The sequence below is a fragment of the Paenibacillus sp. B01 genome (assembly GCF_009649995.1).
In the GTDB taxonomy this organism is placed as follows: Bacteria; Bacillota; Bacilli; order Paenibacillales; family Paenibacillaceae; genus Paenibacillus_O; species Paenibacillus_O pasadenensis.
In genome coordinates this window covers 5175145-5199400 of record NZ_CP045802.1, presented here as the reverse complement: position 1 = coordinate 5199400, position 24256 = coordinate 5175145, and the positions used below count along the sequence as shown (strand labels likewise).

Genomic DNA, 24256 nt, shown 5'->3' with positions numbered 1-24256 from the left:
GGAGCGGTTTTGTCGCACCCTCTTCCACTTGTCCTTTGGCGGTTCACCCTCCCAGATCTCTACGGGTCTATGCCCTCACATTCCTTCGTTTCACCTGGCCAAAGCGTGGAGGCCGATTCGTTTTGGATAACGGGTCTGGGCCCTATTGCATAAAAAACTCGGTTCTCTCGGTGCGTTTCCGTGTAAAATCCCGCGAACGGGTCAGCATTCGTAAATGACAATGGTGTGGCGTGTGGAGGAGCTCGCCTGCTGGTTCGACTAGGCTGCGTTCGACTCTAGGTTGGGGCGGTATCGTTCCCCTTTATTTGCCATTGCGACGAGCATTCGAGCCAGTTTGCCGATCAGACAAATAATGGATTTCTTTCTGGCCATTCCTTGAGCCTGGTTTCGTTCATGGCAGGTTTTGAATTCCGGATGGTCTTTCACCAGACAGAGCACGGCTAGAAACAGGACTTTTCGCAGTAGGCTGTCGCCTCGTTTGGTCAGCTTGACTTGTCCCTTGTACGTGCCGGAACGTTGCGTCGCCAAACTAAGACCAGCGCGGTTCAACAGCTGATTGCCGTGGCGGTAGGAGCTCAAGTCGCCCGCGAGCCCAAGTAGGGCTGCTTGAACCGTTGGTCCCATGCCGCTGCCCAGACTGGCCAGCTGCTCGGCCTGCGGCAGGTCGCGCAGCAGCTCTTCCAGACGCTGGTCGACGGCTTCGATCTGGCGCTTGCCCAGCTCGTACATCTCCAGCAAGTGGCTCAGCGTCAAGATGGCCTCCTCCGGCGCTCGACAGTCGCCAATGCTGCCAGAGGCCGCTTGAATCAGCTCTGCTGCCCGTTTTCGCCCGCTGACGCCCCCAGGCCGCTGCAAGCCTTGCTCGCCCCAATGCCGGATGAAATCGTCCACGCTCCATCGGCGAAGTTCTTTCGGCAGCTGGAGCGACTTGAGCGTAGCTAGAGAACGCACGCCGTCCCAGTTCTTGAACACCGTCGAGTATTCAGGAAAGTACAGGTCGATCCAGCGCACGATCCGGTTTCCCGTCTGCGTCTGATTCCGAACCAGCATGTCACGATGAAGAACGGCGCTTTTCAACCGACCAAACCTCTCGTCCTGCGGCGTATACTCGGTGTAGTACCCTCGTGTTACGACATCCGCGATGACGAGCGCATCTTTCGGGTCGTTCTTGGCGGGACTGTTGTCGCGGTCTTCCTTGTGCCGACGGGTGAGGGCGGGATTGACCAGAACGACCTTGATTCCGCGCTCCAGCAGCCAATGAGCCAGATTGAACCAGTAGTGTCCCGTGGGCTCCATGCCGACGATTGCGGTGGAGAGGCAGTGCTTCTGCATTGCTTGATTCAACCATTGCAGCAGCTGCTCGAATCCGTGGGCGTCATTGGTGAAAGCGTAATGGCGTGGTGTCAAGGTCCGACCACGGAAATTGGTCATCCGGGCGGCATGCTTGTCCTTCGCGATGTCAATGCCGACGATAACATGCTTTTCGGTCATTTGATCCAAACGTTGATCAACCGAGTGCTTTCGAGTAAACTTCATAGTGGAACGTCTCCTTTAGATGAGTTATTAGGGCTCTGACCCGTCGCAACCTCATCTTATAGGAGCGTTCCTTTTTGTGTCCAAGCTCATTTCTTAGCTTATACAGGAATGTTTGGATTTGCCGAATGGGCGGAGTCCGCATCAACCAAGGCACAAATGTGCCTTGGATCGGCCGAATGGGCGGAGTCCGCGGGAACCAAGGCACAAATGTGCCTTGGATTTGCCGAATGGGCGGAGTCCGCGGGAACCAAGGCACAAATGTGCCTTGGATTGGCCGAATGGGCGGAGTCCGCGGGAACCAAGGCACAAATGTACCTTGGATTTGCCGAATGGGCGGAGTCCGCGGGAACCAAGGCACAAATGTGCCTTGGATCGGCCGAATTGGCGCAGTCCGCGGGAACCAAGGCACAAATGTGCCTTGGATTTGCCGAATGGGCGGAGTCCACGTCAACCAAGGCACAAATGTGCCTTGGATCGGCCGAATGGGCGGAGTCCGCGGGAACCAAGGCACAAATGTGCCTTGGATTGGCCGAATGGGCGGAGTCCGCGGGAACCAAGGCACAAATGTGCCTTGGATCGGCCGAATGGGCGGAGTCCGCGTCAACCAAGGCACAAATGTGCCTTGGATCGGCCGAATGGGCGGAGTCCGCGTCAACCAAGGCACAAATGTGCCTTGAATTGCATTCGGCTTGTTTTGCCTAGGCTTTGCCGCCGGCCTCCGCCAGTTGGAGCAGCCGCCGGAACAACCCGGCGTAATAGCCGTCGTGCCGTGGGACGAAGTGCTCCGCCCGTACAGCGAGGCTCGCCGCTACCAGCGCTGGCGCTCCGTCGCCCGCATTCGCGTCGCCGCCGTCCTTGCCGCATTTTGCACTCCCGGCGTCCCTGCCTTCGGCACTCCAACCGTCGCCCGCATTCCCGTCGCCCGCATTCCCATCGCCAGCACTCCCGCCACCACCGCCTCCGGCACTCCTGCCGCCGTCCGCATCCTCGCCGCCCCCGCCTCCGGCACTCCTGCCGCCGTCCGCATCCTCGCCGCCCCCGCCTCCGGCACTCCTGCCGCCGTCCGCATCCTCGCCGCCCCCGCCAACGGCACTCCTGCCGCCGTCCGCATCCTCGCCGCCTCCGCCAACGGCACTCCTCCGGTCGCCCTCGCCGCCCGCACTACCGCCGCCCGCCAGCTCGGCGCCTTCCGCCCTCAGCTCGCTGAGCTCGCCTTCGAACAGCCGGATCATGCCGCGCAGCGGCGCCTCGTAGACGCCGAGCACCTCCTCCGGCTGCAGCCGCAGCGACAGCGGACGCCGCTCGCAGCGGAGGGCGTACTCCTCGCTCCGCTCATGGTCGATGAACGGCTCGCCGCCCGCGCTGCCGATCGCCCTGGCCTCGCTCCAGCCGAGATAGGCGAGCTCCTCGAACGCCGCGGCGATGCCGAGCTCCTCCTCCAGCTCGCGCACGGCCTCCCGCACCGTCTCGCCCGCCGCCAGATGGCCGGCCGCCGAGATGTCCAGGAAGCCCGGATACGTGTCCTTGCCGAGCTGCCGCTTTTGAAACAGCACCTTCGGCTCGCCGGAGCCGATGCGGTACACCCAGCAGTGAAAGCTGCGATGCCGCAGGCCGAGGCGATGCACGTCCCGGCGCGAAGCGGTGCCGACCGGCATCCAGCTTTCGTCGTAGATGTCGAATTGTTCTTCCATCCGGATCCGCTCCTTTTCTCATAGCCCTAGATCGACGTGCCGGCAATCCCGCAAACACGCCCTAGTGTACGCGAGCCGGGCGCGAAATTCCAGCCCGCTCCGGCTGTAAGCGCGCCGAAATCGCGGAAGCGGTTTCTGAAAGCGCCTCCCATCCGGCATGAAAAGGATTTTCTTTCCTGCCGTCGAATTGGGTGGAAAGCCGCAGCAGGACCGGCTCCTCGAACCGATCTCCGTCAAGGAGGCGCGCGCCCGTTCCTGGCTGCGAAAAAGAGCTCCGGCAGAAAGAGAGATGAATGGGGGAGGACCCATTTACATGAAACCATACCTGACGATCGACCATCTGATTTACCTCCTGCTCGCTTTTATCATCACGACGTTCTCCTCGTACACGATGCTGAGCATGACAGGGGGGCTTCAGCGCACTCGGCCCGGCCGCTTGTTCTGGCTCACCGGAGCTGCGGCCGTGTTCGCGCTCGGCGTCTGGTCGATGCACTTTGTCGGCATGCTCGCCTATGATTACGTCATGACCGTCGGCGCGCTGACGGTCCTGCCGCTGATCGTCACGACGATCAGCGCGCTGTTCGCGCTGTCCTTCCTGCTGCGAGGCGGCCATCCCGCCTCCATCCTGCGCCAGCTGACGGCGTCGTCCATCCTGACGGCCGGGGTGCTGCTGCTGCATCTCATGGGCCTGCTGACCCACCGCCTCGGCCATTTCCGCGTCGATCCCATCTACATCTGTGTCGGAGCGCTGTGCTTCTTGAGCGCGACCGTCGCAGCCTTCCATCTCCACGCCAAATACGGCGGAAAATTCCGCCCGCTGTGCAGCCTGCTGCTGGCATGCGGCACGCTTGCCCTTCATGTGCTGTCCCTCGCCGGGACGACCGTATCGAGAACGATGTCCCCGCCGGACTACCGGCTGGACGATTACGTCATGCTCATGGGCCTGCTGCTCGTGCTGGCCGCGATCGTCATTTTCGCCTTCAGCATCATCGCATGGGTGGCCGACCGCCGCTACGGCCTCATCAACGAGCGGTACCGGCTCATCGTCGAGAACTCGATCGACACGATCGCCGTCATCAGCGGCTCCAATTGGGAATTCATCAACCGCTCGGGCCGGCGCATGTTCGAGATCCAGAACGAGTCGGAGATGGTCGGCCGATCGGTCTACGAATTTCTTTACTCCGGCCATCACGAGCGCATGAGCGCCTACCTGCGGCCGACCTTGCGCCGCAGCGGCAAGGAGAGGAGACGAGGGGAAAGCCCTCCGATCGAGCTCGATTGGGTAACCGTCAAGGGACGGCTCATCAGCACGGAAGTCATCCTTTCGGAATCGACCTTCGTCGGCAAGCCGATCGTCGTCGTCATCATCCGCGACATCTCGGAGCGCAAGAAGAACGAGGAGCTGCTCATCAACTCCGAGAAGCTGTACGTCGCGGGCCAGCTCGCGGCCGGCATCGCCCACGAGATCCGCAATCCGCTCACCTCGCTCAAAGGCTTCCTGCAGCTGATGGCGAGCGGCCGCTCTTCCTCTGCCGGTTATTTCGACATCATGAAGTCGGAGCTGAGCCGGATCGAGACGATCGTCAGCGAGCTGCTCATGCTGTCCAAGCCTCAGGTGTACGAGATGGACTTCGCCGACGTCCGCGTCATGATGCTCGACACGGTGCTGCTGCTGGAGTCGCAGGCGGCGCTGTACGGCATCGAGATCAAGGCGGACTACGGCGACAATCCGCTTTGGATCTACGGCGTCGATTCGCAAGTGAAGCAGGTGTTCATCAACGTGCTGAAAAACGCGATCGAGGTCATGCAGGACGGCGGCGAGATCGGCATCGGCCTGCGCCGGGAGGACGGAGAGGCCGTCATTTCCGTCATCGACCGCGGACCCGGCATCGACGAGGAGCAGCTCGCCAAGATGGGGCAGCCGTTCTATACGACCAAGGACAAGGGCACTGGACTCGGTCTTATGGTATCCTATAAAATTGTGGACAATCATAAAGGACGGATCCGCGTCTCCAGCGAGCTCGGCATCGGCACGACGTTCGAGATCCGGCTGCCCTGCCGCAGCCACAACGCGCGCAGCTCGTTCCGGGAGCCCGAGGCTCCCGCCTCGGCCGGCTGAGGCGGCTGTCCGCTATTTTGCGCGAATCCAAAGGAGGCCCCGCACCATGACGATAGGCGCCCGCGTCCTCAAGACGGGCATGGCCGTGGCGCTGGCCATTTATTTGAGCGGCCTGTTCGGCTTCGTCAATCCGATTTTATCGGCCGTATCGGCCATCTTCACCCTGCAGCCGTCGATCTTCCGCTCGTGGCAGCAGGTCAGCGACCAGTTCCAGACGAACCTGCTCGGCGCGGCGATCGCGCTTGGCGCGGTGCAGCTCATCGGCAACTCGCCGATCACCGTCGGCATCGTCTGCATCGCCGTCATCCTCATCAGCATCAAGCTCAAGATGGAGGCGACCGTTGGCCTGACGCTCGTCACCGTCGTGGCCGTGATGGAGGCCAACTCCACCGGCTGGATGTTCGCCGTGGAGCGCTTCCTGCAGGTGCTGACGGGCATGGGGGCGGCGTTCGCTGTCAACGTGCTCATCTTTCCGCCGAGTCCGCGCCGCCAGTTCCACGATCTCGTGCATCAGAGCTACGCCCAGCTGTCGCTGCTGCTGCGCACGTCGATCTCCGACGAGATGAGGGAGCAGGTGTACAACGCGGAGAAAGACAAGCTTCAAGGCACGATCGGCCGCCTCGAGGAGCGCTTCAAGGTGCTCGAGGACGAGCGCAGCTTCCGCGCGTCGAGCCGGGCGGAGAGGGCCCGCCAGCTGCTGCTGGCGAGGCAGCTGATCCGCGTCGTGAACAAAGGCGCCGATCTGCTCGAGGTCGTCGAGGAGCATTATTTCTCCGCGCCGGGCGCCGAAGCCTGGGCCGGACGGATGGACGCCCAGATCGAGGAGCTGACCAAGTACCACGAATTCCTGCTGCTCAAGCTCGACAACAAGGTCAAGCCCGGCTCGTTCAGCCAGGCGGAGTCGATTACCGGCTCGAGCCTGGCCCGCCAGCTGACGGACTACCTGCGGGACAATCCGGAGGAGCATCGCCGGCTCGTCTTTGTCGCCTCGGCGCTGTTCGAGTACGGCTACCATCTGCGTCGCCTCGAAAAAGTGATCGAGCAGGTGCAGACGCGCGAGGCGGAAGGCGCCTCGAGCCGCTGGCAGATCTTCCCGCTGCGCGGCAAGGATTAAGCGGCGGGCGGAGCTTCGGCTAGCCGCGAAGCCTCGCTGCGGACATGCCGCCCGGATGCTTCCGGCTGTGCAGCCGCCAAAAAGGCGCATTCCGTATAGACGGAACGCGCCTTTTTTGACGTATGGCGAGAGCGGGCCCAAGCGGGCGCCGGGCCTACTCGTCGCCGCGATGCTCTTTGTGCTTATGGCGGCGCGGATGCTGGAGATGGTTCTCCGGATCGTTCGCGCCGTCATGCGGAATCTCGCGCGGGTCGGTGTGGCCCGCGTGATGGTTGCTGAATTCAAGCTCGGTCAGCTTCCATTCCGTCGAGCCCCACATCGGGTCGGCCGGAAAGACGTCTCCGCGCTGCAGCTTCTCCTCGCGTCCCCATTGGTTCGTGTAGACGCCGTCGACCTCGACATGCTCGCCCGAGACCGGTTCCATTTCGTTGTGGACGGGGTTGTCCTCGTTCCTGCTCATCAAGCTTTCCTCCTGTTCCGGGCCGGCTAGACGCCGTGCTTCTTGACTGCCGCGGCGTCGGCGTCGGACTGACGCTCGCTGGCCTGGGCTTTGCCGCGGCCGGAGCGGTCGGCTTGCGACTGCGCCTTGCGCGCGGACAACTGCTTGGCGGACGGCTGCTCGCCTGACATGGCCATTCTCCTCTCGGCATTGGACTGCCTCAACAGTGTGCCGCCGGAGGGGCTGTCCTATAAGCGGGCGGAGCAGGCAACTTTCGGCAGCGCCGGGACGGCGGCCGCTACTTGGCGAGGTAGCGCATCTCGAGCTTCTTGCCGCCCAGCCACATCGCAACGACGACGACGGCCGCCACGGCGATGCGCCAAGGCGCGAGCTCGCCGATATTGAAGCTGAGCAGCGAGATGATCATGATCATGACGGCTTTGCCGAGCAGCACGGCGAGCAGGAACGTGCGCAGCGGCAGCGAGCTCAGGCCGGAGGCGATGTTCACCAGCACCGACGGGGAAAAGGGAAAGCAGCTGAGCAGGAACACCGGCGTGAATCCGCGGCGCTCCAGCCAGTCGAAAAACTTGCCGGCGCGAGGGAAGCGCCGCTCCAGCCACATGCCGAGGCCCGAGCCGAACGAGCGGGCTATGGCGAACACGCAGATGGAACCGGCGCTGACGCCGATCCACGAGTAGAGGAAGCCGAGGCCGAGGCCGTAGATGTTGGCATTGGCCGCGATAAAGACGAACAGCGGCAGGAACGGCAGGAACGCTTCCGCGAACGGCAGCAGGATGCCGGGCAGCGGTCCGTAGTGGGAAAGCTGCTGCAGCGTATGCTCGAGCTGCTGCAGGTTCATGTTTTTGAGTTGGCTGAGCCACTTCTGGACGTGGTTCATGGAAAAAGCTCACAACCTATTCCGGTGGATTAGTGCGGCCGTGATCGGCTTCCGCGAGAGGCAGGAAGCCGTAGCACAGCCCGATGAGTCCGAACAGCAGGGCGCTCAGCCAGACGACGAACGGCTCGCCGCGCCAGGTGGCCGCGAGGCCGCCGGCGACGGGGCCGATCATGCCGCCGACGCCCTCCACTGTGCTCAGCATACCCCAGCCGAGCCCTTTCTGGCTAGGAGGAACATAGGCGGCGAGCAGCGCGTTCCAGGCGGGCAGCACGGCGGCGTAGGACAAGCCCAGCAGGGCGGCCAGCGCCAGGCAGAGCCCGAAGCCGCGCGTGAAGGAGAGCGCGTACAGCGAGGCCGCGACAGCGAAGAAGCCGACGACGAGAAACCAGCGCCGATGGCGGCTGAGCCGGTCGGACAGCCTGCCCATCGGCAGGAGCATGCCGATCGTCAGCACGCCTCCGGCCGTGAGCAGCAGCGAGTACTGGGCGCCGCTCAGCGCCAGGCGGTCCGTCGCGAACGTCGGCAGGACAGTGACGAGCATGCCGGCGACGGCAGTCTGCAGCACCATGCCGGGCAGCAGCAGCCGCATCGCCTGCAGCCGCTCCCGGAGCACCGGCAGCTGCCGGCGCAGCGGCACATGCTGCGGAGCGTCCGCTCCGGTGCGGCCGCGCAGCAGCAGCGAGAGGGCCGTAGCGGCGGCGACGGCTCCGAGCAGCAGCAGATAGGCGGCGCCGCTGCTGAAGTCGAGCACGATGTTGCAGACGATCGGCCCGGCGCCGAGGCCGCCGAGCCAGATGGCATAGAGCGTGCCCATTTGCGAGGCCCGCTTTTCTTCCCTGACCTGGGTGAGGCAGACGATCCAGATCGGGGAGATGCCGACGCCGTACAGCGCGGACGCCGCGATGAACAGCCACGGCGCATGCGCGAGCGGCAGCAGCAGGATGCCGGCGAGCGAGGCGAGCATGCCCGCGAAGACGACGGCCCGGATCGAATGCCGGTCCAGCCAGTAGCCGATGCCGAGCTTGAGCGCCGTGTCGGTCAAATAGTGGGCGGCGATCGCCGCTCCGACCGTCCCCAGCGTCAGGCCGAGCGTATCGGTGCCGTACAGGGGCAGGAAGCTGACCAGCGCCGCCCCGCGCGCGAATTCGACGAGCAGCAGGACGGCGGCGAGCAGCGGGAGCTGGGAGCGGCTTCTAGCTTCGGAGCGCAGCAGCGATGGTATTGCCTTCATCCGAGGTTCCTCCTTGAACGGAGCTTGGCCGGATCGGCCGTTCTTTTCCAGTATACCCCTCGAGCCGCTGCAGCAAATCGTCGGCGATCCGACCGGCGCCGTCCGGCCGGCCAAGCGCTCCCGCCCGGCGCGCGCTTTCCTTAAGACGCTCCGGGTCGTCCAACAGTTTCAGCACCGCCTCGACGAGCGCCTCCGGCGTGCGGACGACGGCGGCCGCGCCCAGGCGCGCCGCGTAGGCCGCGTTGCGGCGCTCTTGGCCCGGTACGGGGCGGTAAAGCACGAGCGGCACGCCGGCCGCCAGCCCTTCGGCGATCGTCAGCCCGCCCGGCTTCGTCACGAGGCATGCCGCATGCAGCATCAGCTCCGGCAGCTCCTCGACGTAGTCGAGCACATGCAGGCGGCTCGAATCCGGGCGGCCGGCGAAGCGGCGGCGGGCGTCGCGCGCGAACGCCTCGTTGCGGCCGCAGACGAGCGCGAGCTGGACCTGCGGCCGCTCGGCGAGCAGCCGGCCGCAGGCGGGCAGCAGGCCGCCGAGGATGCCGGCTCCGCCGCCCATGAGCAGCACGAGCGGCAGCTCGGGATTGAAGCCGCGACGCTCCAGCGCGGAGCGGTCGGAGCCGCGCCGGCGCGCGTCGAAGCCGGGCCTGACCGGGATGCCGGCGAAGCAGACGCGCTCCTCGGGCACGCCGGCGGCGAGGAGCTCGCTTTTCATTTCCTCCGAGGCGGCGTAGTAGCGGTCGATGCCGGGGTGGACCCAGCGGCGGTGCAGGTCGTAGTCGGTGACGATCGCGGCCGTCAGCGCGGGACGGTCCGGCGATCCGGCGGGCGGTCCGGGAAAGAGCGGGAACGTATGCAGCACGAGGTCGGGCCGCTCCTCGCGCAGCAGCTGCCGCAGGCGCCTGCGGCCGGGGGCGTGCAGGACGGCGGCGAGCGCCGAGCCCGGCGCCGCGAGGCGCGTGCGCTCGTACAGCCAGCCGTACACGCCGGGGAAGAGGCGATAGCTGCTGCGGTAAAAGCAGCGAGAGAGGGCGTCCAGCAGCGGGTGGGCCTCGGCCATCAGATCGACCATTCGAATCGGGCCGCAGCCTCGTTCGGCGAGCTGGGCGCGGATGGCTTTGGCGGCCTGCAGATGGCCGTCGCCGTAGGAGGCGTACAGCAGCAGCGCCTTCGGCTCGCGGCGGAGCGAGCGGGACGGCGAGGCCGGGAGCGTGGGCGGAGCAGCCGCTCTCGCGGCACGCTCGGCGGCAGCCGGAGCGGACGCAGGAGCGGCGGAGGGCGGGAGCGTGGTCGGAGCAGGCGCTCTCGCGGCACGTTCGGCGGCAGCCGGAGCGGGCGGCGGAGCGGGCGCAGGAGCGGCGGAGGGCGGGAGCGTGGTCGGAGCAGGCGCCGGAACGAGCGCCGAGCTTGAGTGAGGCATGCGAAGCAGAGATGCAGCGGATTCCAAGGGCACGGCAGAAGCGGGGGTTCGCAGGAACCGGAAGCGCAGGGCCATTTCGTTCAGAGCTCCTTTCCGGATGGAAGAAGTCGTTCGGCAGAGCGGCAGACACGGCGACGGCCGGGGATACGGCCAATCCAGGGCACAAAAGTGCCTTGGATTCAGAAATCCGCCGCGGATGGGTCGATCCAGGGCACAAAAGTGCCTTGGATTCAGAAATCCGCCGCGGATGGGTCGATCCAGGGCACAAAAGTGCCTTGGATTCAGAAATCCGCCGCGGATGTGTCGATCCAGGGCACAAAAGTGCCTTGGATTCAAAAATCCGTCGCGGATACGGCCAATCCAGGGCACAAAAGTGCCTTGGATTCAGAAATCCGCCGCGGATACGGCCAATCCAGGGCACAAAAGTGCCTTGGATTCAAAAATCCGACGCGGATGGGTCGATCCAAGGCACAAAAGTGCCTTGGATTCAGAAATCCGACGCGGATGGGTCGATCCAGGGCACAAAAGTGCCTTGGATTCAAAAATCCGTCGCGGATGTGTCGATCCAGGGCACAAAAGTGCCTTGGATTCAGAAATCCGACGCGGATGGGTTGATCCAGGGCACAAAAGTACCTTGAATTCAAATTCGACGCGGAGGCGGCAGATCGGCGGCAGCCGCGCCTCTTCAGCCTAGCTTCGCCATGTTAGCGGAGCGTCATCGGCATTGAACGATTTTGTTAGTCGCAACCGCTCTCGTTTCATTTTTGGAAAGGTATATTGGAAAAAGCATGATAAGGGGTTCCCCTGAGCAATGATTGGGTTCCTGTCGAAGCAAAAAGCCGCTGTGCAAGAACGAAACGCGAGGGCGCTGGCAGGACGGGGCGTTCGTCCGCAGGTAGGCGGCATTAAACCACTTCCCTATCGTCTATATCTGGTCTATCAATAACCGAGGCAATAGTAACGTTGCCTTGCAGCCGCTAAAGCCGACTTTCTTGAGTCGACTTTTCGTCTATCGGCATGCAGCGATTTTTTTCCGCCGCCTCTTTCGTTCAGGTATACTGGTAGAGCAATTCATTTCTTGCGTCTGGAAGGGAGTTCGAAGGACAGATGGAGTACACCAAGCTTGGCCGCTCGGGGCTGCGGGTCAGCCGCCTCTGCCTGGGCACGATGAATTTCGGCGTCGGAACGGATGAAAAGGAAGCGTTTACGATTATGGATGCCGCGCTGGATGCGGGCATCAACTTCTTTGATACGGCGAACATCTACGGCTGGGGAGAGAACTCCGGCCGCACGGAGGAGATCATCGGCCGCTGGTTCGCGCAAGGCGGCGGCCGCCGCGAGCGCACCGTGATCGCCACCAAGGCTTACGGAGACATGAATGATCCGCTTGACGGGCCCAACGGCGAGTCGGGCCTGTCGTCGTACAAGCTTCGCCGTCATCTGGAAGGGTCGCTGCGCCGCTTGCAGACCGATCACATCGAGCTGTACCAGATGCATCACGTCGATCGCAGCGCCAGCTGGGACGAGCTGTGGCCGGCGTTCGGCGACATGCAGGCGCAGGGCAAGATCGGCTATGTCGGCTCCAGCAATTTCGCGGGCTGGGATCTGGCGGTCGCCCAAGGCGAGGCCAAGGCCCGCGGCGTGCTCGGCCTCGTTTCCGAGCAGCACAAGTACAATCTGCTGACCCGCCTGCCCGAGCTGGAGGTGCTGCCGTCCGCACAGGCGCATGGCATCGGCATCATTCCGTGGAGTCCGCTTGACGGCGGCCTGCTGTCCGGCAACATCCGCCGCGGCGAAGCGGGCCAGCGGAGCGGCGATAACCGCTCGGATCGGCATCGCGAGCAGCTGGAGGCTTACGGCCGCCTGTGCGACGAGCTCGGAGAGACCGAGGATCTCGTGTCGCTGGCCTGGCTGCTCCATCAGCCGGCCGTCACGGCTCCGATCATCGGCGTCCGTACGCTGGAGCAATTCGAGCGCTCCCTGCGGGCCGTCGAGATCAAGCTCGACGAGAGCACGCTCAAGCGCATCGACGAGATCTTCCCCGGCCCGGGCGGACAGGCTCCGAAAGCCTACGCCTGGTAAGGATATGCGGCCGACAGTTCTTGCCTGATCAGGGCTCTGTCTCCTAGACAAGGAGTCCTCGTTTGCGGCGATCAGGATGGACGGGCTCTACCAACAAAGACCGAACAGAAGGAAGCCGGGCTTCCTTCTGTTCGGTCTTTATTCGTAGATAAGGCAGCTTGCCTGCCTGGCTGTTGGCTATGCTGAGAGCTTTTTTGCAGGCTAAGCTCGTTTCCTTTCCTTCATCGCCTGTCTAAATAGTACGCACAATAAAATCATCCATCGCCTATTGTGACTCATATATAATATGTGTTACATTATATCCGGAAGATCCCTCCTGGCGGAGCAAGAAGCAAGAAGCAAGAAGCAAGAAGCGAGGGGCGAGGAGCCTAAATCGGCAAGCATGCGAAAGGATGAGGGCATGGAACGCGAATTGGCGCTTGAAGTGGTGCGGGTGACCGAGCTGGCCGCCTTGGCCTGCTCCCCGTGGATCGGGCGGGGCGACAAGATGATGGCCGACGGTGCGGCGACGGAGGCGATGCGGAGGATGTTCGGCTCGGTCTCGATCCGCGGACGCGTCGTCATCGGCGAAGGGGAGATGGACGAGGCGCCGATGCTCTATATCGGCGAGGAGCTCGGCGTCGGCAGCGGCCCGGAGGCGGATGTGGCCGTCGACCCGCTCGAAGGGACGGAGCTCGCCGCGCGCGGCCTGAACAACGCGCTGTCGGTGCTGGCGCTCGCGCCGCGCGGCCAGCTGCTGCATGCCCCCGACATGTACATGCAGAAGCTTGCGGTCGGCCCCGCGCTCGCGGGCCGGCTGCGGCTGCAGGATCCGCTTGCGGCGACCATGCGCAAGGCGGCGCATGAGCTCGGCAAGCCGCTCTCCGAGCTGACGGTGTCGCTGCTCGAGCGGGAGCGGCATGCGCCGCTGCTCGCCGAGCTGAGGGCGCTTGGCGTACGCGTCCGGCTGCTGACCGACGGCGACGTGGCCGGGGCGATGGCGCCTTGCTTTCCCGAGACAGGCGTCGATCTGTACGTCGGCTCCGGCGGAGCGCCGGAAGGCGTGCTGGCGGCAGCAGCCGTCAAATGCCTCGGCGGCGAGCTGCAAGGCCGCCTGCTCCCCGAGGGAGAGGAGCAGCTGCGCCGCTGCGCCGCGATGGGCATCGCCGATCCGTCGCGGGTGCTGCGCATGGAGGATCTGGTCGGCACGGGCGACGTCATCTTCGCCGCGACCGGCGTGACGCAGGGAGATTTCCTGGACGGCGTGCGCGAGCTTCCGGGCCGGCTCGCCACGACGCACTCGGTCGTCATGAGAGCGGCGACGCGCACGGTGCGCTTCATCCAGACGCGCCATGACCTGTCGCTCAAAGCCGCGATGCGCAGCGACCAGGCGCTCGGGTAAGCGCCGGCCGACTCTGGACCGACTGCCATCCAGCGGCCGCCGGGCCCGCCTCTGCGACGTCCACCGGGCGACGCCATGGCCATTCGCCGAATTCGGCTCAAGCCCGGACATCTCCGCGGGAGAGCTGGATGCGGCTTTCCCTTGCCTTATGAGGCGTCATATTGTTAATTATACGTCATAAAGGAGCTGCTTTCATGCGAATCGCCATCAACGGCACAGGAAGAATCGGCCGTCTCTGCATCCGCCGGCTGCTGGACCTCGCGGAGGGCTCGGAGCTCGAGCTCGTCGCCGTCAACACGACCTGCGCCCCCGACATGCTGGTCCATCTGCTGGAATACGACACCGTGCACGGCCGCTGGCCGGGACGGGTGAGGACGGACGGCGGAGCGCTGGTTCGGCTGGAGGCCGACGAGCGGCTGGATCGAACCGGGATCCCGCCCGGACGAAGCTCCTCCCCGCAGCCGAGCAGCCGAATCGACTCTGCGTCTGAGCGGAACCCGTCCACGCAGAACCGGATCGAGCCCGCGCCTGAGCGGAACTCGTCGCCCCAGAACCGGGTCGAGCCCGCATCCGAGCAGAGCTCGTCGCCCCAGAATTGGATCGAGCCCGCGCCTGAGCGGAACTCGTCGCCCCAGAACCGGATCGAGCTCGTATCCGAGCGCGACCCGTCCCGGCTGCCGTGGAGGCGGCTCGGCATCGACCTCGTCATCGACGCGACCGGGGCGTTCACCGATCGGGCGGGCATGGAAAAGCACCTCGAGGCGGGAGCGGGACGCGTCTTGCTCACTTCTCCGGGCGAAGCCGACCTGACCGCCGTCATGGGCGTCAACGACGAGCGTTTCGACCCGTCGGTCCACCGCTTCGTCTCCGCCGCCTCCTGCACGACCAACTGCCTTGCCCCCGTGCTCAAGGCCATGCACGAGGCTTTCGGCGTCAGGGGCGGCTGGGCGACGTCGATCCACGCCTTCACGAGCGACCAGAACCATCTGGACAACCCGCATCGCGACTGGCGCCGGGCCCGCTCCTGCGGCGCCTCCATCGTCCCTGCCGCTACCGGCGTCTCCAAAGCGCTGCGCGAGGTGCTGCCGGAGCTCGCTCCCGTCATCCGCGGCTCGGCGGTGCGCGTTCCCGTCGCCGACGTGTCGCTGCTGCAGCTGCAGCTCGAGCTGGCCGCGCCGGCAGCGGCGGACGAGGTCCGCGAGGCGCTGCGCGAGGCGGCTGCCGGGCCGCTCGCGCCGTATGTCGGCTACGCCGACCTGCCGCTCGTGTCCGCCGACTACATCGGCTGCGACAAGTCGGCGGTCGTCGACGGACCGAGCGTGCTGGCCCGCGGCTCCTCCGTGCAGCTGAGCGCCTGGTACGACAACGAATGGGGCTACGCCTGCCGGGTCGTCGACCTGGCGGCGCGGATCGCGGAGCGTGCTTCGGCCGCTGGCCGGCTCGGCGGCGCGCAGGCCGTCCGCGTCTAGCGGCGCCACGGACGCCATTGACCTTCAGCCGCATTGACCTTCGACGCCATCAACATTCAGCATCGCGAATCGTTCCCTTCCCATAGCTGCCGCTGCGCCAAGATGCCCGTTCAACCCACGACTTCATAAGGAGATGGACCCTATGAAAAACGGATTAGCCGCTGCCGAAGGCAGCCTGGACTACGGACTCATTTTATGCCCGAGCTGCAACGAGATCGTCGATACGCTTCCGACGAATCGGGTCAAAATCTTCCACAGCCTTTGCGACTCGCCGCGCTGCCGGGAGGCTGCCGCCGAATCTGGCCTGGACTACGCGCCGCTGACGCGGCCCGCTGCCGGAGAGGGGGAGCGCCCATGAGCGCCAAGCGCGTCTATGCGTTCGAGGAAGGCCGAGCGGACATGAAGCAGCTGCTCGGAGGAAAAGGAGCGGGCCTGGCGGAAATGACCGCCGCCGGCGTGCCGGTTCCCCCCGGCTTCACCGTCACGACGGAAGCGTGCCGGGATTACGGCCGCTCCGGCGGCATGCTGGAGGAGCCGCTCTGGGCGGAGATCCGCGAGGCGCTGGCGGTGCTGGAGGAGCGCGGCGGCCAGCGGCTGGGCGACCGCGCCGACCCGCTGCTCGTCTCGGTGCGCTCGGGAGCGGCGGTGTCGATGCCGGGCATGATGGATACGATCCTCAACCTAGGGCTCAACGACGAGACGGCGGAGGGGCTGGCCGCCGCCACCGGCGACGAGCGCTTCGCCTTCGACTGCTACCGCCGCCTCGTCGCCATGTTCGGCCAGGTCGTGCTCGGCGTCGACGGCTGGCGCTTCGAGCGCCTGCTGGAGGCGCGCAAGGAAGCGGCGGGCGTCGAGACCGACCAGCAGCTCGAAGCGCAGCATTGGCGCGAGCTCGTCCTCGACTACCAGCAGCTCGTGCTCCGCCAGGCCGGCCGCCCGTTTCCGCAGGACGTGCTGGAGCAGCTGCGGCTGGCGGTCGAGGCGGTGTTCCGCTCCTGGGACAACCCGCGCGCCCGCGTCTACCGAAGCGTCAACCGCATCGACGGCTCGGGCGGGACGGCGGTGACGGTGCAGCGCATGGTGTTCGGCAACAAGGGCGCGGACTGCGGCACCGGCGTCGTCTTCACCCGCGACCCGTCGACGGGGGAGCCGGGCCTGTATGGAGAGTTCCTGCTGAACGCGCAGGGCGAGGACGTCGTCGCCGGCGTCCGCACGCCGCAGCCGATCGCCGCGCTCGCCGCGGCGCTGCCGCAGGCGCATGCCGAGCTGGAGCGCTGGGGCCGGACGCTGGAGGAGCGGTACGGCGACATGCAGGACATCGAGTTCACGATCGAGCGGGGCGTCCTGTTCCTGCTGCAGACCCGTACGGGCAAAAGGGGCGCCCAAGCCGCGCTCCGCATCGCCGTCGATCTCGTCCGCGAAGGAAGGATCGCTCGCGAGGAAGCGGTGCGCCGCGTGGAGCTGGCGCATCTGGAGCAGCTGCTCCATCGCGGCATCGACGAGTCGGCCGCCGGACAGCCGCTCGCCAAGGGCTTGCCGGCGTCGCCGGGAGCGGCGATCGGCCGGGCCGTGTTCGACGCCGATACGGCGGAGCGCTGGAGCCGGGACGGACAGCCGGTCATCCTCGTGCGTCCCGAGACGACGCCGGACGACATCCACGGCGTGCTCGCCGCCGAAGGCATCCTGACGAGCCGCGGCGGCATGACGAGCCATGCGGCGGTCGTCGCGCGCGGCATGGGCAAGCCGGCCGTCTGCGGCTGCGAGGCGCTCGCGGTCGACGCTGAGGCGAAGCGGCTCGCCGTGCGCGGCGGCGGGGCCGAGACGATCGCCGAAGGCGACTGGCTGACGATCGACGGCGGCACGGGCCGCGTCATCGCGGGCCGCATGCCGCTGCGCGAGCCGGCCGTGACGGAGGAGCTGCTGCAGGTGCTGCGCTGGGCCGACGAGCTGCGGCGGCTGGAGGTGCACGCCAACGCCGATACGCCGGAGGACGCGCGCGCCGCGCGCCGGCTCGGCGCGCAGGGCATCGGGCTGTGCCGCACGGAGCATATGTTTTTCGCGCCGGAGCGGCTGGCCGTCATGCAGCGCATGATCGCCGCCGAGACCGACGAGGCGCGGGAGGCGGCGCTGGCGCAGCTGCGGCCGATGCAGCAGGCCGACTTCGAAGGGCTGCTGGAGGCGATGGACGGCTTGCCGGTGACGATCCGGCTGCTCGACCCGCCGCTGCATGAGTTCCTGCCGGGCCGCGAGGAGCTGCAGCGCAAGCTCGAGGCCGCCCGCGAGGGCGAGCGCGCCGAGCTGGAGGCGCTGCTGCGCCGCTCGGATGCGCTGCGCGAGGCCAACCCGATGCTCGGCCAGCGCGGCTGCCGGCTCGGCATCATGCATCCGGAGATCTACCGGATGCAGGCGGAGGCGCTGTGCCTGGCGGCAGCGGCCTGCGCGGAGCGCGGCGTCGACGTGCGGGCGGAGATCATGATTCCGCTCGTCGGCGAGGCGGCGGAGCTCGGCCTGCTGCGGGCCGAGGTCGAGGCCGTGGCGGAGCGGCTGCTGCCGGAGGCGCTGCGGCGCGAGCGGCCGATCCGCGTCGGCACGATGATCGAGGTGCCGCGCGCCGCGCTGACGGCCGGGCGGATCGCGGAGCATGCGGACTTCTTTTCCTTCGGCACGAACGACCTGACGCAGATGACCTACGGCTGCAGCCGCGACGATGCCGAAGGCAAGTTCCTCGCGCGCTACGTCGAGCGCCGGCTGCTGCCGTTCAATCCGTTCCAGGTGCTCGACGAGGAGGGCGTCGGCCAGCTCATCCGCATCGCCACGGAGGCGGGGCGCGCCGCGCGGCCGGGCCTCAAGGCCGGCATCTGCGGCGAGCACGGCGGCGAGCGCGACTCGATCTTCTTCTGCCACGAGATCGGCCTCGACTACGTCAGCTGCTCGCCGTACCGCATCCCGATGGCGCGCATCGCGGCCGCCCAGGCCGCTCTTGCCAGGCCCGGCCGGGACGCTGCTCCTTCCGCTTTAGCGGACGCTTTGCCGGTGTGAAATCGTCCTGCCATCGGTTACAATGGATGGTAGAACATGAAGCGAGCGGAGGGAAAGGCGATCAAACTATCGATGAGGCAAAAGAAGATCGTAGAGACGGTCCGCCGCCGCGCGCCGATCACGGGCGAGCAGATCGCCGAGCTGCTCGGAGTGACGCGCCCGGCGATCCGCTCCGACCTCGGGCTGCTCGTCATGCTCGGCTATCTCGACGCCAAGCCCAAGGTCGGCTATTTCCTCGGCAGCCGCGACGAGTCGGAGCGCGCCACGGACTCCAGCGCCGCCGCCGCGCTGCTGCCCGTGCGCGAGGTGATGGGCGTGCCGGTCGTGCAGCGCGAGACGGCGACGGTGAGCGATGCGGTCGTGACGCTTTTTCTGGAGAATGTAGGCAGCCTCACCGTCGTCGACGAAGCCGGCCGCCTGGCGGGCATCGTCTCGCGCAAGGATCTGCTCAAGGTCGCCCTCGGCAATCCGCAGGCCTCCTCGATGCCGCTCGGACTCGTCATGACGCGGCTGTCCAATCTGGCGACGGTGACGCCGGAGCAGACGGTGCGCGAGGCGATGGCGGTCATGATCGCCCGCGAGATCGACGGCCTGCCGGTCGTGCGGCCGCTCGGGGACGGGCCGGAGGCGGGGCTGGAGGTCGTCGGCCGCATTACCAAGACGACCGTGACCCGGCTGTTCTACGAGGCGTCGGCGGAAAGCTAGGAGGAGGCGGGGAAGAGGTTGAGCCAACGGTTGAACGAAGACAGGAAACGCATCGTCGTCTGCTCCGATTCGGCGGGGGAGACGGCGGAGACGGTCGTGCGCGCGACGCTGCGCCAGTTCGAGGCGGAGTCGGTCCAGGTGGAGCGCTGGGCGAACGTCAAGTCCGAGGAAGAGGTGCGCGAGCTGATGGAGCACGCCGCCTCGATCGGGAGCTTTGTCGTCTACACGCTGGTGCTGCCCGAGCTGCGGGAGATGATCCGCCAGGAGTCCGCGCGCCTCGGCGTCTGCGCCGTCGACGTGATGGGACCGGTCATGGAGGGCTTCGTCCGCACGTTCAACTCCGCGCCCAAGCAGGAGGCGGGACGGCCGCATCGGATGGACGAGGAATATTTCACCCGGGTGGAGGCGGTCGAGTTCACGGTCAAGTCGGACGACGGGCAGCATGTCGTCGGATGGAAGGACGCGGACCTGATCCTGCTCGGCGTCTCCCGCACGTCCAAGACGCCGCTTGGCATCTACCTGGCGCACAAGGGCTACAAGGTGGCGAACTATCCGCTCGTGCCCGAGGTCAAGCCGCCGGAGGAGCTGTTCCGCATGCCGGGCTCCCGCTTCGTCGGCCTGACGATGCAGCCGGAGAAGCTCATCTCGATCCGCATCGAGCGGCTGAAGAGCATGGGGCTGCCGGCCGGCGTCAGCTACGCCCGCCTGGAGCGGGTGGCGGAGGAGCTGGAGTATGCGCAGGAGCTGTTCCGGCGGCTAGGCTGCCTCGTCGTCGACGTGACCGACCGAGCGATCGAGGAGACCGCCGGCGTCATTCTCGATGCGCGCAAGCATTTGCTGGGCTGAGCGGACGAAAAAATAGACCAACGCTTTGAAGCTCGCAGGCGAGCCCCTTTCAAACCGAAAGGGGCTTTTTGCTTGTGTTTTTTGAATTGATTTCAGGTTAAATTCATTCTATTGATTTTACAAAAATTGATGGGATAAATAGAAAATGGCAATATATTAAGGGGTTTCTATCGCTTGGCAATAACAGGCCGTGGCGTGAATGGAAGGGAACTACCGATCTTCCAGTCTGACTCGCTCCGCGAGGGAGTCGAGAGTGCCTTGGTTGGTGGATTTCAGTCTGACCCGTCCCGCCAGGGAGTCGAGAGTGCCTTGGTTGGTGGATTCCAGTCTGACTCGTCCCGCGAGGGAGTCGAGAGCGCCTCGGTTGGTGGATTTCAGTCTGTCCCGCCCCGCGAGGGAGTCGAGAGTGCCCTGGTTGGTGGACTCCAGTCTGACCCGCCCCGCGAGGGAGTCGAGAGTGCCTTGGTTGGTGGATTTCAGTCTGACTCGCCCCGCGAGGGAGTCGAGAGTGCCTTGGTTGGTGGATTTCAGTCTGACTCGTCTCCCCAGTGAGTCGAGAGTGCCTTGGTTGGTGGACTCCGGTCTGACCCGCCCCGCGAGGGAGTCGAGAGTGCCTTGGTTGGTGGATTTCAGTCTGACTCGTCTTCCGAGGGAATCGAGAGTGCCTTGGTTGGTGGATTTCAGTCTGACCCGTCCCGCCAGGGAGTCGAGAGTGCCTTGGTTGGTGGACTCCGGTCTGACCCGCCCCGCGAGGGAGTCGAGAGTGCCTTGGTTGGTGGATTTCAGTCTGACTCGTCTTCCGAGGGAATCGAGAGTGCCTTGGTTGGTGGATTTCAGTCTGACTCGCCCCGCGAGGGAGTCGAGAGTGCCTTGGTTGGTGGATTTCAGTCTGACGCGTCTCCCCAGGGAGTCGAGAGTGCCTTGGTTGGTGGATTTCAGTCTGACGCGTCTCCCCAGGGAGTCGAGAGTGCCTTGGTTGGTGGACTCCAGTCTGACTAGCCCCGCGAGGGAGTCGAGAGTGCCTTGGTTAGTGGATTTCAGTCTGACCCGTCCCGCCAGGGAGTCGAGAGTGCCTCGGTTCGTGGACTCCGGTCTGACCCGTCCCGCCAGGGAGTCGAGAGTGCCTTGGTTGGTGGATTTCAGTTCCAATCTGTCACGCCCCGCCAAGGAGTCGAGAGTGCCTTGGTTCGTCGATTTCAGTCTGACCCGCCCCGCGAGGGAGTCGAGAGTGCCTTGGTTGGTTGATTCCAATCTGTCACGCCCCGCCAAGGAGTCGAGAGTGCCTTGGTTCGTCGATTTCAGTCTGACCCGCCCCGCCAGGGAGTCGAGAGTGCCTTGCCAGAAAGCAGAGTGCATTTGGAATCGGACTTGGCGAATGCAATAGCAATAGCAATAGCAATAGCAATAGCAATAGAAGCTGGAACGGTGAATTCTGCCGAATCCAGAGAGGAGGGGGAAACATGAAACGTCCGGCAAAGCTGCTGCTGGCGGGGAGCCTGCTTCTTGTGGCTGCGCTGAGCGCATCGTGGTTTTTATCTGCCGACAACAACGGAGGCAGAAATTCTGCCTCTTCCCGAGCTCCGATCTTGAACGAACCGATGTCCGGTCGCGTATCAGTCAAGTTGGACGACTCCCCGGCTGCGGTCGGCTTGCCCGCGAAGCCCGGCGTTCCCGACGAGGACGCCGCATGGTCCGGCAGGACCAGCGGCAGCAAGATGACCTCCGTTTCCTTCGAGGTTCCTCGGCATCACGGCTTCGTCGCCTTGGACTTCCTCAATGAGGGAGAAGGTGCGACGACGATCTCCGTCTCTCATCCTTCGTCCGGCGCGTTCTACTTCACGGAGAGCGTCGAGCCGGGGCAGCCTTTCGCCTGGAGCAGCGAACGCGACTATCCCGAGGGCATGCCGTCCGGCACCTACACGGTCAGCTTTCATTCCTCGACGGCTGAGGTGGAGGCAAGCTACTCGGGACGCGCGTCGCAGAGCGGGAATTCTTGAACGCATCTAGGAAAAAGACGGCTCCGCCTGGCGCGGAAGCCGTCTTTGCCGTTTCAATCCTTCCAATCATGCGAATCATTCCAATCACTCAAATCAGCAGATCGAACAGCACGGGGTCCTTGTTCAGCTCGACGAACTGGTAGCCCTTGCCCTTCATCCGCTCGATGAGCGGACCGTAGTCCTCGCGGCGCTTGAGCTCGATGCCGACGAGCGCGGGGCCGTTCTCCTTGTTGTGCGTCTTGGTGTACTCGAAGCGCGAGATGTCGTCGTCCGGGCCGAGCACCTCGTCGAGGAACTCGCGAAGCGCGCCGGCGCGCTGCGGGAAGTTGACGGTGAAATAATGCTTGAGCCCCTCGTAGATGAGCGAGCGCTCCTTCATCTCCTGCATGCGGTCGACGTCGTTGTTGCCGCCACTGATGATGCAGACGACCGTCTTGCCCTCCAGCTCGTCGCGGTACAGGTCGAGCGCGGCGACCGGCAGCGCGCCGGCCGGCTCGGCGACGATGGCGTTCTCGTTGTACAGGCTGAGCAGAGTCGTGCACGCCTTGCCCTCGGGCACGAGCGCGACGTCGTCGAGCAGGTCGCGGCAGATCGCGAACGTCAGGTCGCCGATCCGCTTGACGGCCGCGCCGTCGACGAACTTGTCGATGGAGTCGAGCGGCGTCACCTCGCCGGCGCGCAGCGACAGCTCGAGCGACGGCGCGCCCTTGGGCTCGACGCCGATGATGCGGGTGCGCGGCGACACCGCCTTGATGTACGAGGCGACGCCAGCGGCGAGGCCGCCGCCGCCGACGGTGACGAACACATAGTCCGGAATCGTATCGGTCGCATCCATGATTTCTTTGCCGACGGTGCCGTTGCCGGCGATGATCGCCGGATCGTCGAACGGATGGATGAACGCCGCGCCGGAGCGCTCGCATTCGCGGGCCGCCTCGGCATACGCGTCGTCATAGGTGTCGCCGGTCAGCACGATGTCCACCTGGTCGCCGCCGAAAAACTCCACCTGCGTCACTTTCTGGCGCGGCGTCGTGCTCGGCATGAAAATCTTTCCGCGGATGCCGAGCGTCTGACAGGAGTAGGCCACGCCCTGGGCATGGTTGCCGGCGCTGGCGCAGACGACGCCCTTGGCCAGCTCCTCCGGCGGCAGCGTGCGGATGCGGTGGTAGGCGCCGCGGATCTTGAAGGAGCGGACGACCTGCAGATCCTCCCGCTTGAGCAGCACGTTGCAGCCGTAGCGGGCGGATAAGACGCGGTTCGGCTGGAGCGGCGTGCGGGTAATGACCTCGTTGAGCGTCATCTGCGCATGCATGATGTCCTCCAGGGCGATCCGGACCGCGGGCGGCTGGTCCGCGCCGGCTGCGTCGGGACGCCTTGGAGGCTGCGGGGTGCTGGGGTTCATTCGCTTCTTCTCTTCCTTTCCGATAGATGAGATGATTGTCTTGTTATACCGCTGGGACTTGCCTTTGTCAATGGCGGGGGCAGGCCGCGGCGGGCTTCGGGCAGGACAGGCGCAGGACCGCGGGCAGAGACGACAGGAGGAGATCTACGTATGGGAAAAGTCGCAAAAGGATTCATCGGCCTGCTCGTCGCGCTGCTCGTGCTGGCCGCAGCCGGCGCGGCCGCGGCCGTCTGGTACATCCGGCCGCAGCAGGAGCTGACGCTCGCGCATGAGCCGATCGACCTCGCGGCCAAGGGGCTGGAGATGGTCCAGTCCGGCAAGGCCGAGCTGTTCCTGAGCGGGCAGGACATCAACAATCTGGCGCGGGAGCGTCTCTCCGCCCAGCCGCAGGTGACGCCGGAATTCCGCATCGAGGGGGCGCAGCTGACGCTGCAGGGACAGCGGCTGACGGCCGACATCGCCGGACGCTACCGCGACCTGCTGGATGCGGGCGTGCAGGCCGAATACCGGCTGGAGTGGCGCGATCCCGACCTCGTCGCGACGCCGCTGTCCGCCAAGCTGCGCGGCATCGCCCTGCCGGCCGGGACGCTGGAGCCGATCGTCATCCCGGTCGGCTCGCAGCTGCCGTCTGTCGTCGGCATCCGCTCGGTCGAGTTCCGGGACGGCGGCGTCGCTGTCGCGCTCCAGCTGCGGCTGTAGGCGGCGAAGGGGGGCCGGAAGGCCCTTCTTTTTTAATGCCGTTGACATCGGCGGCTGGAATCCGTATCCTATATGATGAGATTGAGAATCATTATCATACAAGCCGATGAGGCCGACCGCATGTCGGAAGCGTCGGATTGGAAGCGCCGCTGAGCGCATAGATCCATACGGAATCGAGAGAGGGTGAGAGCAGC

The 24256-nt window shown here is 65.4% G+C and carries 20 protein-coding genes; 12 read left to right on the top strand and 8 right to left on the bottom strand.

Annotated elements, in window-relative coordinates:
* Positions 1-258 precede the first annotated feature (258 nt).
* Positions 259-1536 (bottom strand): IS110 family RNA-guided transposase, encoded by a 1278-nt coding sequence (locus GE073_RS22265; protein WP_153783040.1) that lies wholly within the window; start codon positions 1534-1536, stop codon positions 259-261.
* 698 nt (positions 1537-2234) lie between these two features.
* Positions 2235-3227 carry an NUDIX hydrolase gene (locus GE073_RS22260; protein ID WP_153784400.1) on the bottom strand — a complete coding sequence of 331 codons (993 nt, stop codon included), beginning with the start codon at positions 3225-3227 and terminating at the stop codon, positions 2235-2237.
* A gap of 313 nt (positions 3228-3540) precedes the next feature.
* On the opposite strand from GE073_RS22260, the gene GE073_RS22255 reads away from it, so the two are divergent.
* Together GE073_RS22255 and GE073_RS22250 are read left to right on the top strand one after the other, a co-directional pair.
* The gene (locus GE073_RS22255) at positions 3541-5346 is read left to right on the top strand and encodes an ATP-binding protein (RefSeq protein WP_194843452.1); all 1806 of its coding nucleotides are present in this window, start codon (positions 3541-3543) and stop codon (positions 5344-5346) included.
* 46 nt (positions 5347-5392) lie between these two features.
* Entirely contained in the window at positions 5393-6460 is a 1068-nt protein-coding gene (locus GE073_RS22250) for an FUSC family protein (protein ID WP_052333142.1), read from the top strand.
* 154 nt (positions 6461-6614) lie between these two features.
* On the opposite strand, the gene GE073_RS22245 is transcribed toward GE073_RS22250, so the two are convergent.
* The 5 genes from GE073_RS22245 to GE073_RS22230 all read right to left on the bottom strand — a co-directional run bounded on the left by GE073_RS22245 (position 6615) and on the right by GE073_RS22230 (position 10445).
* Positions 6615-6920 carry a hypothetical protein gene (locus GE073_RS22245; protein ID WP_028598552.1) on the bottom strand — a complete coding sequence of 102 codons (306 nt, stop codon included), beginning with the start codon at positions 6918-6920 and terminating at the stop codon, positions 6615-6617.
* Positions 6921-6946: 26 nt separating this feature from the next.
* Complete coding sequence (locus GE073_RS25170) at positions 6947-7090, bottom strand: hypothetical protein (RefSeq protein WP_228551716.1); 144 nt, start codon at positions 7088-7090, stop codon at positions 6947-6949.
* A 107-nt stretch (positions 7091-7197) separates the two neighbouring features.
* Positions 7198-7797, bottom strand: coding sequence for a TVP38/TMEM64 family protein (locus tag GE073_RS22240; protein WP_028598553.1), 600 nt, complete (start codon positions 7795-7797; stop codon positions 7198-7200).
* Positions 7798-7813: 16 nt separating this feature from the next.
* On the bottom strand, positions 7814-9028 hold the full coding sequence (locus GE073_RS22235) for an MFS transporter (protein WP_101807768.1): 1215 nt from the start codon (positions 9026-9028) through the stop codon (positions 7814-7816).
* Positions 8991-10445, bottom strand: coding sequence for an MGDG synthase family glycosyltransferase (locus GE073_RS22230; RefSeq protein ID WP_153784398.1), 1455 nt, complete (start codon positions 10443-10445; stop codon positions 8991-8993). The genes GE073_RS22235 and GE073_RS22230 overlap by 38 nt, the downstream gene beginning before the upstream one ends.
* A gap of 173 nt (positions 10446-10618) precedes the next feature.
* On the opposite strand from GE073_RS22230, the gene GE073_RS22225 reads away from it, so the two are divergent.
* The 9 genes from GE073_RS22225 (at position 10619) to GE073_RS22185 (ending at position 21964) form a co-directional block, all read left to right on the top strand.
* Positions 10619-11083: a hypothetical protein gene (locus GE073_RS22225; protein WP_153784397.1), complete on the top strand. Its 465-nt coding sequence runs from the start codon at positions 10619-10621 to the stop codon at positions 11081-11083.
* A 469-nt stretch (positions 11084-11552) separates the two neighbouring features.
* Entirely contained in the window at positions 11553-12527 is a 975-nt protein-coding gene (locus GE073_RS22220) for an aldo/keto reductase (protein WP_028598555.1), read from the top strand.
* Positions 12528-12927: 400 nt separating this feature from the next.
* Entirely contained in the window at positions 12928-13908 is a 981-nt protein-coding gene (gene glpX, locus GE073_RS22215; protein WP_028598556.1) for a class II fructose-bisphosphatase, read from the top strand.
* 194 nt (positions 13909-14102) lie between these two features.
* Positions 14103-15377 carry a type I glyceraldehyde-3-phosphate dehydrogenase gene (locus tag GE073_RS22210; protein WP_228551714.1) on the top strand — a complete coding sequence of 425 codons (1275 nt, stop codon included), beginning with the start codon at positions 14103-14105 and terminating at the stop codon, positions 15375-15377.
* 142 nt (positions 15378-15519) lie between these two features.
* Positions 15520-15735 carry a GapA-binding peptide SR1P gene (locus GE073_RS22205; protein WP_228551712.1) on the top strand — a complete coding sequence of 72 codons (216 nt, stop codon included), beginning with the start codon at positions 15520-15522 and terminating at the stop codon, positions 15733-15735.
* Positions 15732-18416 (top strand): pyruvate, phosphate dikinase, encoded by a 2685-nt coding sequence (gene ppdK, locus GE073_RS22200; RefSeq protein WP_153784396.1) that lies wholly within the window; start codon positions 15732-15734, stop codon positions 18414-18416. Before GE073_RS22205 ends, ppdK begins: the two co-directional genes overlap by 4 nt.
* 72 nt (positions 18417-18488) lie before the next feature.
* Entirely contained in the window at positions 18489-19121 is a 633-nt protein-coding gene (locus GE073_RS22195; protein ID WP_228551711.1) for a helix-turn-helix transcriptional regulator, read from the top strand.
* An 18-nt stretch (positions 19122-19139) separates the two neighbouring features.
* Complete coding sequence (locus tag GE073_RS22190; RefSeq protein ID WP_043111203.1) at positions 19140-19967, top strand: pyruvate, water dikinase regulatory protein; 828 nt, start codon at positions 19140-19142, stop codon at positions 19965-19967.
* A 1460-nt stretch (positions 19968-21427) separates the two neighbouring features.
* A complete protein-coding gene (locus GE073_RS22185) occupies positions 21428-21964 on the top strand; it encodes a hypothetical protein (protein ID WP_028598559.1) in 537 nt (178 codons plus the stop codon).
* 88 nt (positions 21965-22052) lie between these two features.
* Here GE073_RS22185 and ilvA read toward each other — a convergent pair whose 3' ends face one another.
* Positions 22053-23363, bottom strand: a complete 1311-nt coding sequence (gene ilvA, locus GE073_RS22180) for a threonine ammonia-lyase IlvA (RefSeq protein ID WP_084137080.1) — start codon at positions 23361-23363, stop codon at positions 22053-22055.
* A gap of 150 nt (positions 23364-23513) precedes the next feature.
* Here ilvA and GE073_RS22175 point away from each other — a divergent pair, with 150 nt between their 5' ends.
* Positions 23514-24062 (top strand): hypothetical protein, encoded by a 549-nt coding sequence (locus GE073_RS22175; protein WP_101807761.1) that lies wholly within the window; start codon positions 23514-23516, stop codon positions 24060-24062.
* Positions 24063-24256: the final 194 nt, after the last annotated feature.

Coding starts and splice junctions, on each gene's coding strand:
- GE073_RS22185 (WP_028598559.1), top strand. CDS start 21,428: ATGAAACGTCCGGCAAAGCTGCTGCTGGCGGGGAGCCTGCTTCTTGTG.
- GE073_RS22230 (WP_153784398.1), bottom strand. CDS start 10,445: ATGCCTCACTCAAGCTCGGCGCTCGTTCCGGCGCCTGCTCCGACCACG.
- GE073_RS22205 (WP_228551712.1), top strand. CDS start 15,520: ATGAAAAACGGATTAGCCGCTGCCGAAGGCAGCCTGGACTACGGACTC.
- GE073_RS22210 (WP_228551714.1), top strand. CDS start 14,103: ATGCGAATCGCCATCAACGGCACAGGAAGAATCGGCCGTCTCTGCATC.
- glpX (WP_028598556.1), top strand. CDS start 12,928: ATGGAACGCGAATTGGCGCTTGAAGTGGTGCGGGTGACCGAGCTGGCC.
- GE073_RS22220 (WP_028598555.1), top strand. CDS start 11,553: ATGGAGTACACCAAGCTTGGCCGCTCGGGGCTGCGGGTCAGCCGCCTC.
- GE073_RS22255 (WP_194843452.1), top strand. CDS start 3,541: ATGAAACCATACCTGACGATCGACCATCTGATTTACCTCCTGCTCGCT.
- GE073_RS22260 (WP_153784400.1), bottom strand. CDS start 3,227: ATGGAAGAACAATTCGACATCTACGACGAAAGCTGGATGCCGGTCGGC.
- GE073_RS22175 (WP_101807761.1), top strand. CDS start 23,514: ATGGGAAAAGTCGCAAAAGGATTCATCGGCCTGCTCGTCGCGCTGCTC.
- GE073_RS22250 (WP_052333142.1), top strand. CDS start 5,393: ATGACGATAGGCGCCCGCGTCCTCAAGACGGGCATGGCCGTGGCGCTG.
- GE073_RS22235 (WP_101807768.1), bottom strand. CDS start 9,028: ATGAAGGCAATACCATCGCTGCTGCGCTCCGAAGCTAGAAGCCGCTCC.
- GE073_RS22195 (WP_228551711.1), top strand. CDS start 18,489: ATGAGGCAAAAGAAGATCGTAGAGACGGTCCGCCGCCGCGCGCCGATC.
- GE073_RS22240 (WP_028598553.1), bottom strand. CDS start 7,797: ATGAACCACGTCCAGAAGTGGCTCAGCCAACTCAAAAACATGAACCTG.
- GE073_RS22245 (WP_028598552.1), bottom strand. CDS start 6,920: ATGAGCAGGAACGAGGACAACCCCGTCCACAACGAAATGGAACCGGTC.
- ilvA (WP_084137080.1), bottom strand. CDS start 23,363: ATGAACCCCAGCACCCCGCAGCCTCCAAGGCGTCCCGACGCAGCCGGC.
- ppdK (WP_153784396.1), top strand. CDS start 15,732: ATGAGCGCCAAGCGCGTCTATGCGTTCGAGGAAGGCCGAGCGGACATG.
- GE073_RS25170 (WP_228551716.1), bottom strand. CDS start 7,090: ATGTCAGGCGAGCAGCCGTCCGCCAAGCAGTTGTCCGCGCGCAAGGCG.
- GE073_RS22265 (WP_153783040.1), bottom strand. CDS start 1,536: ATGAAGTTTACTCGAAAGCACTCGGTTGATCAACGTTTGGATCAAATG.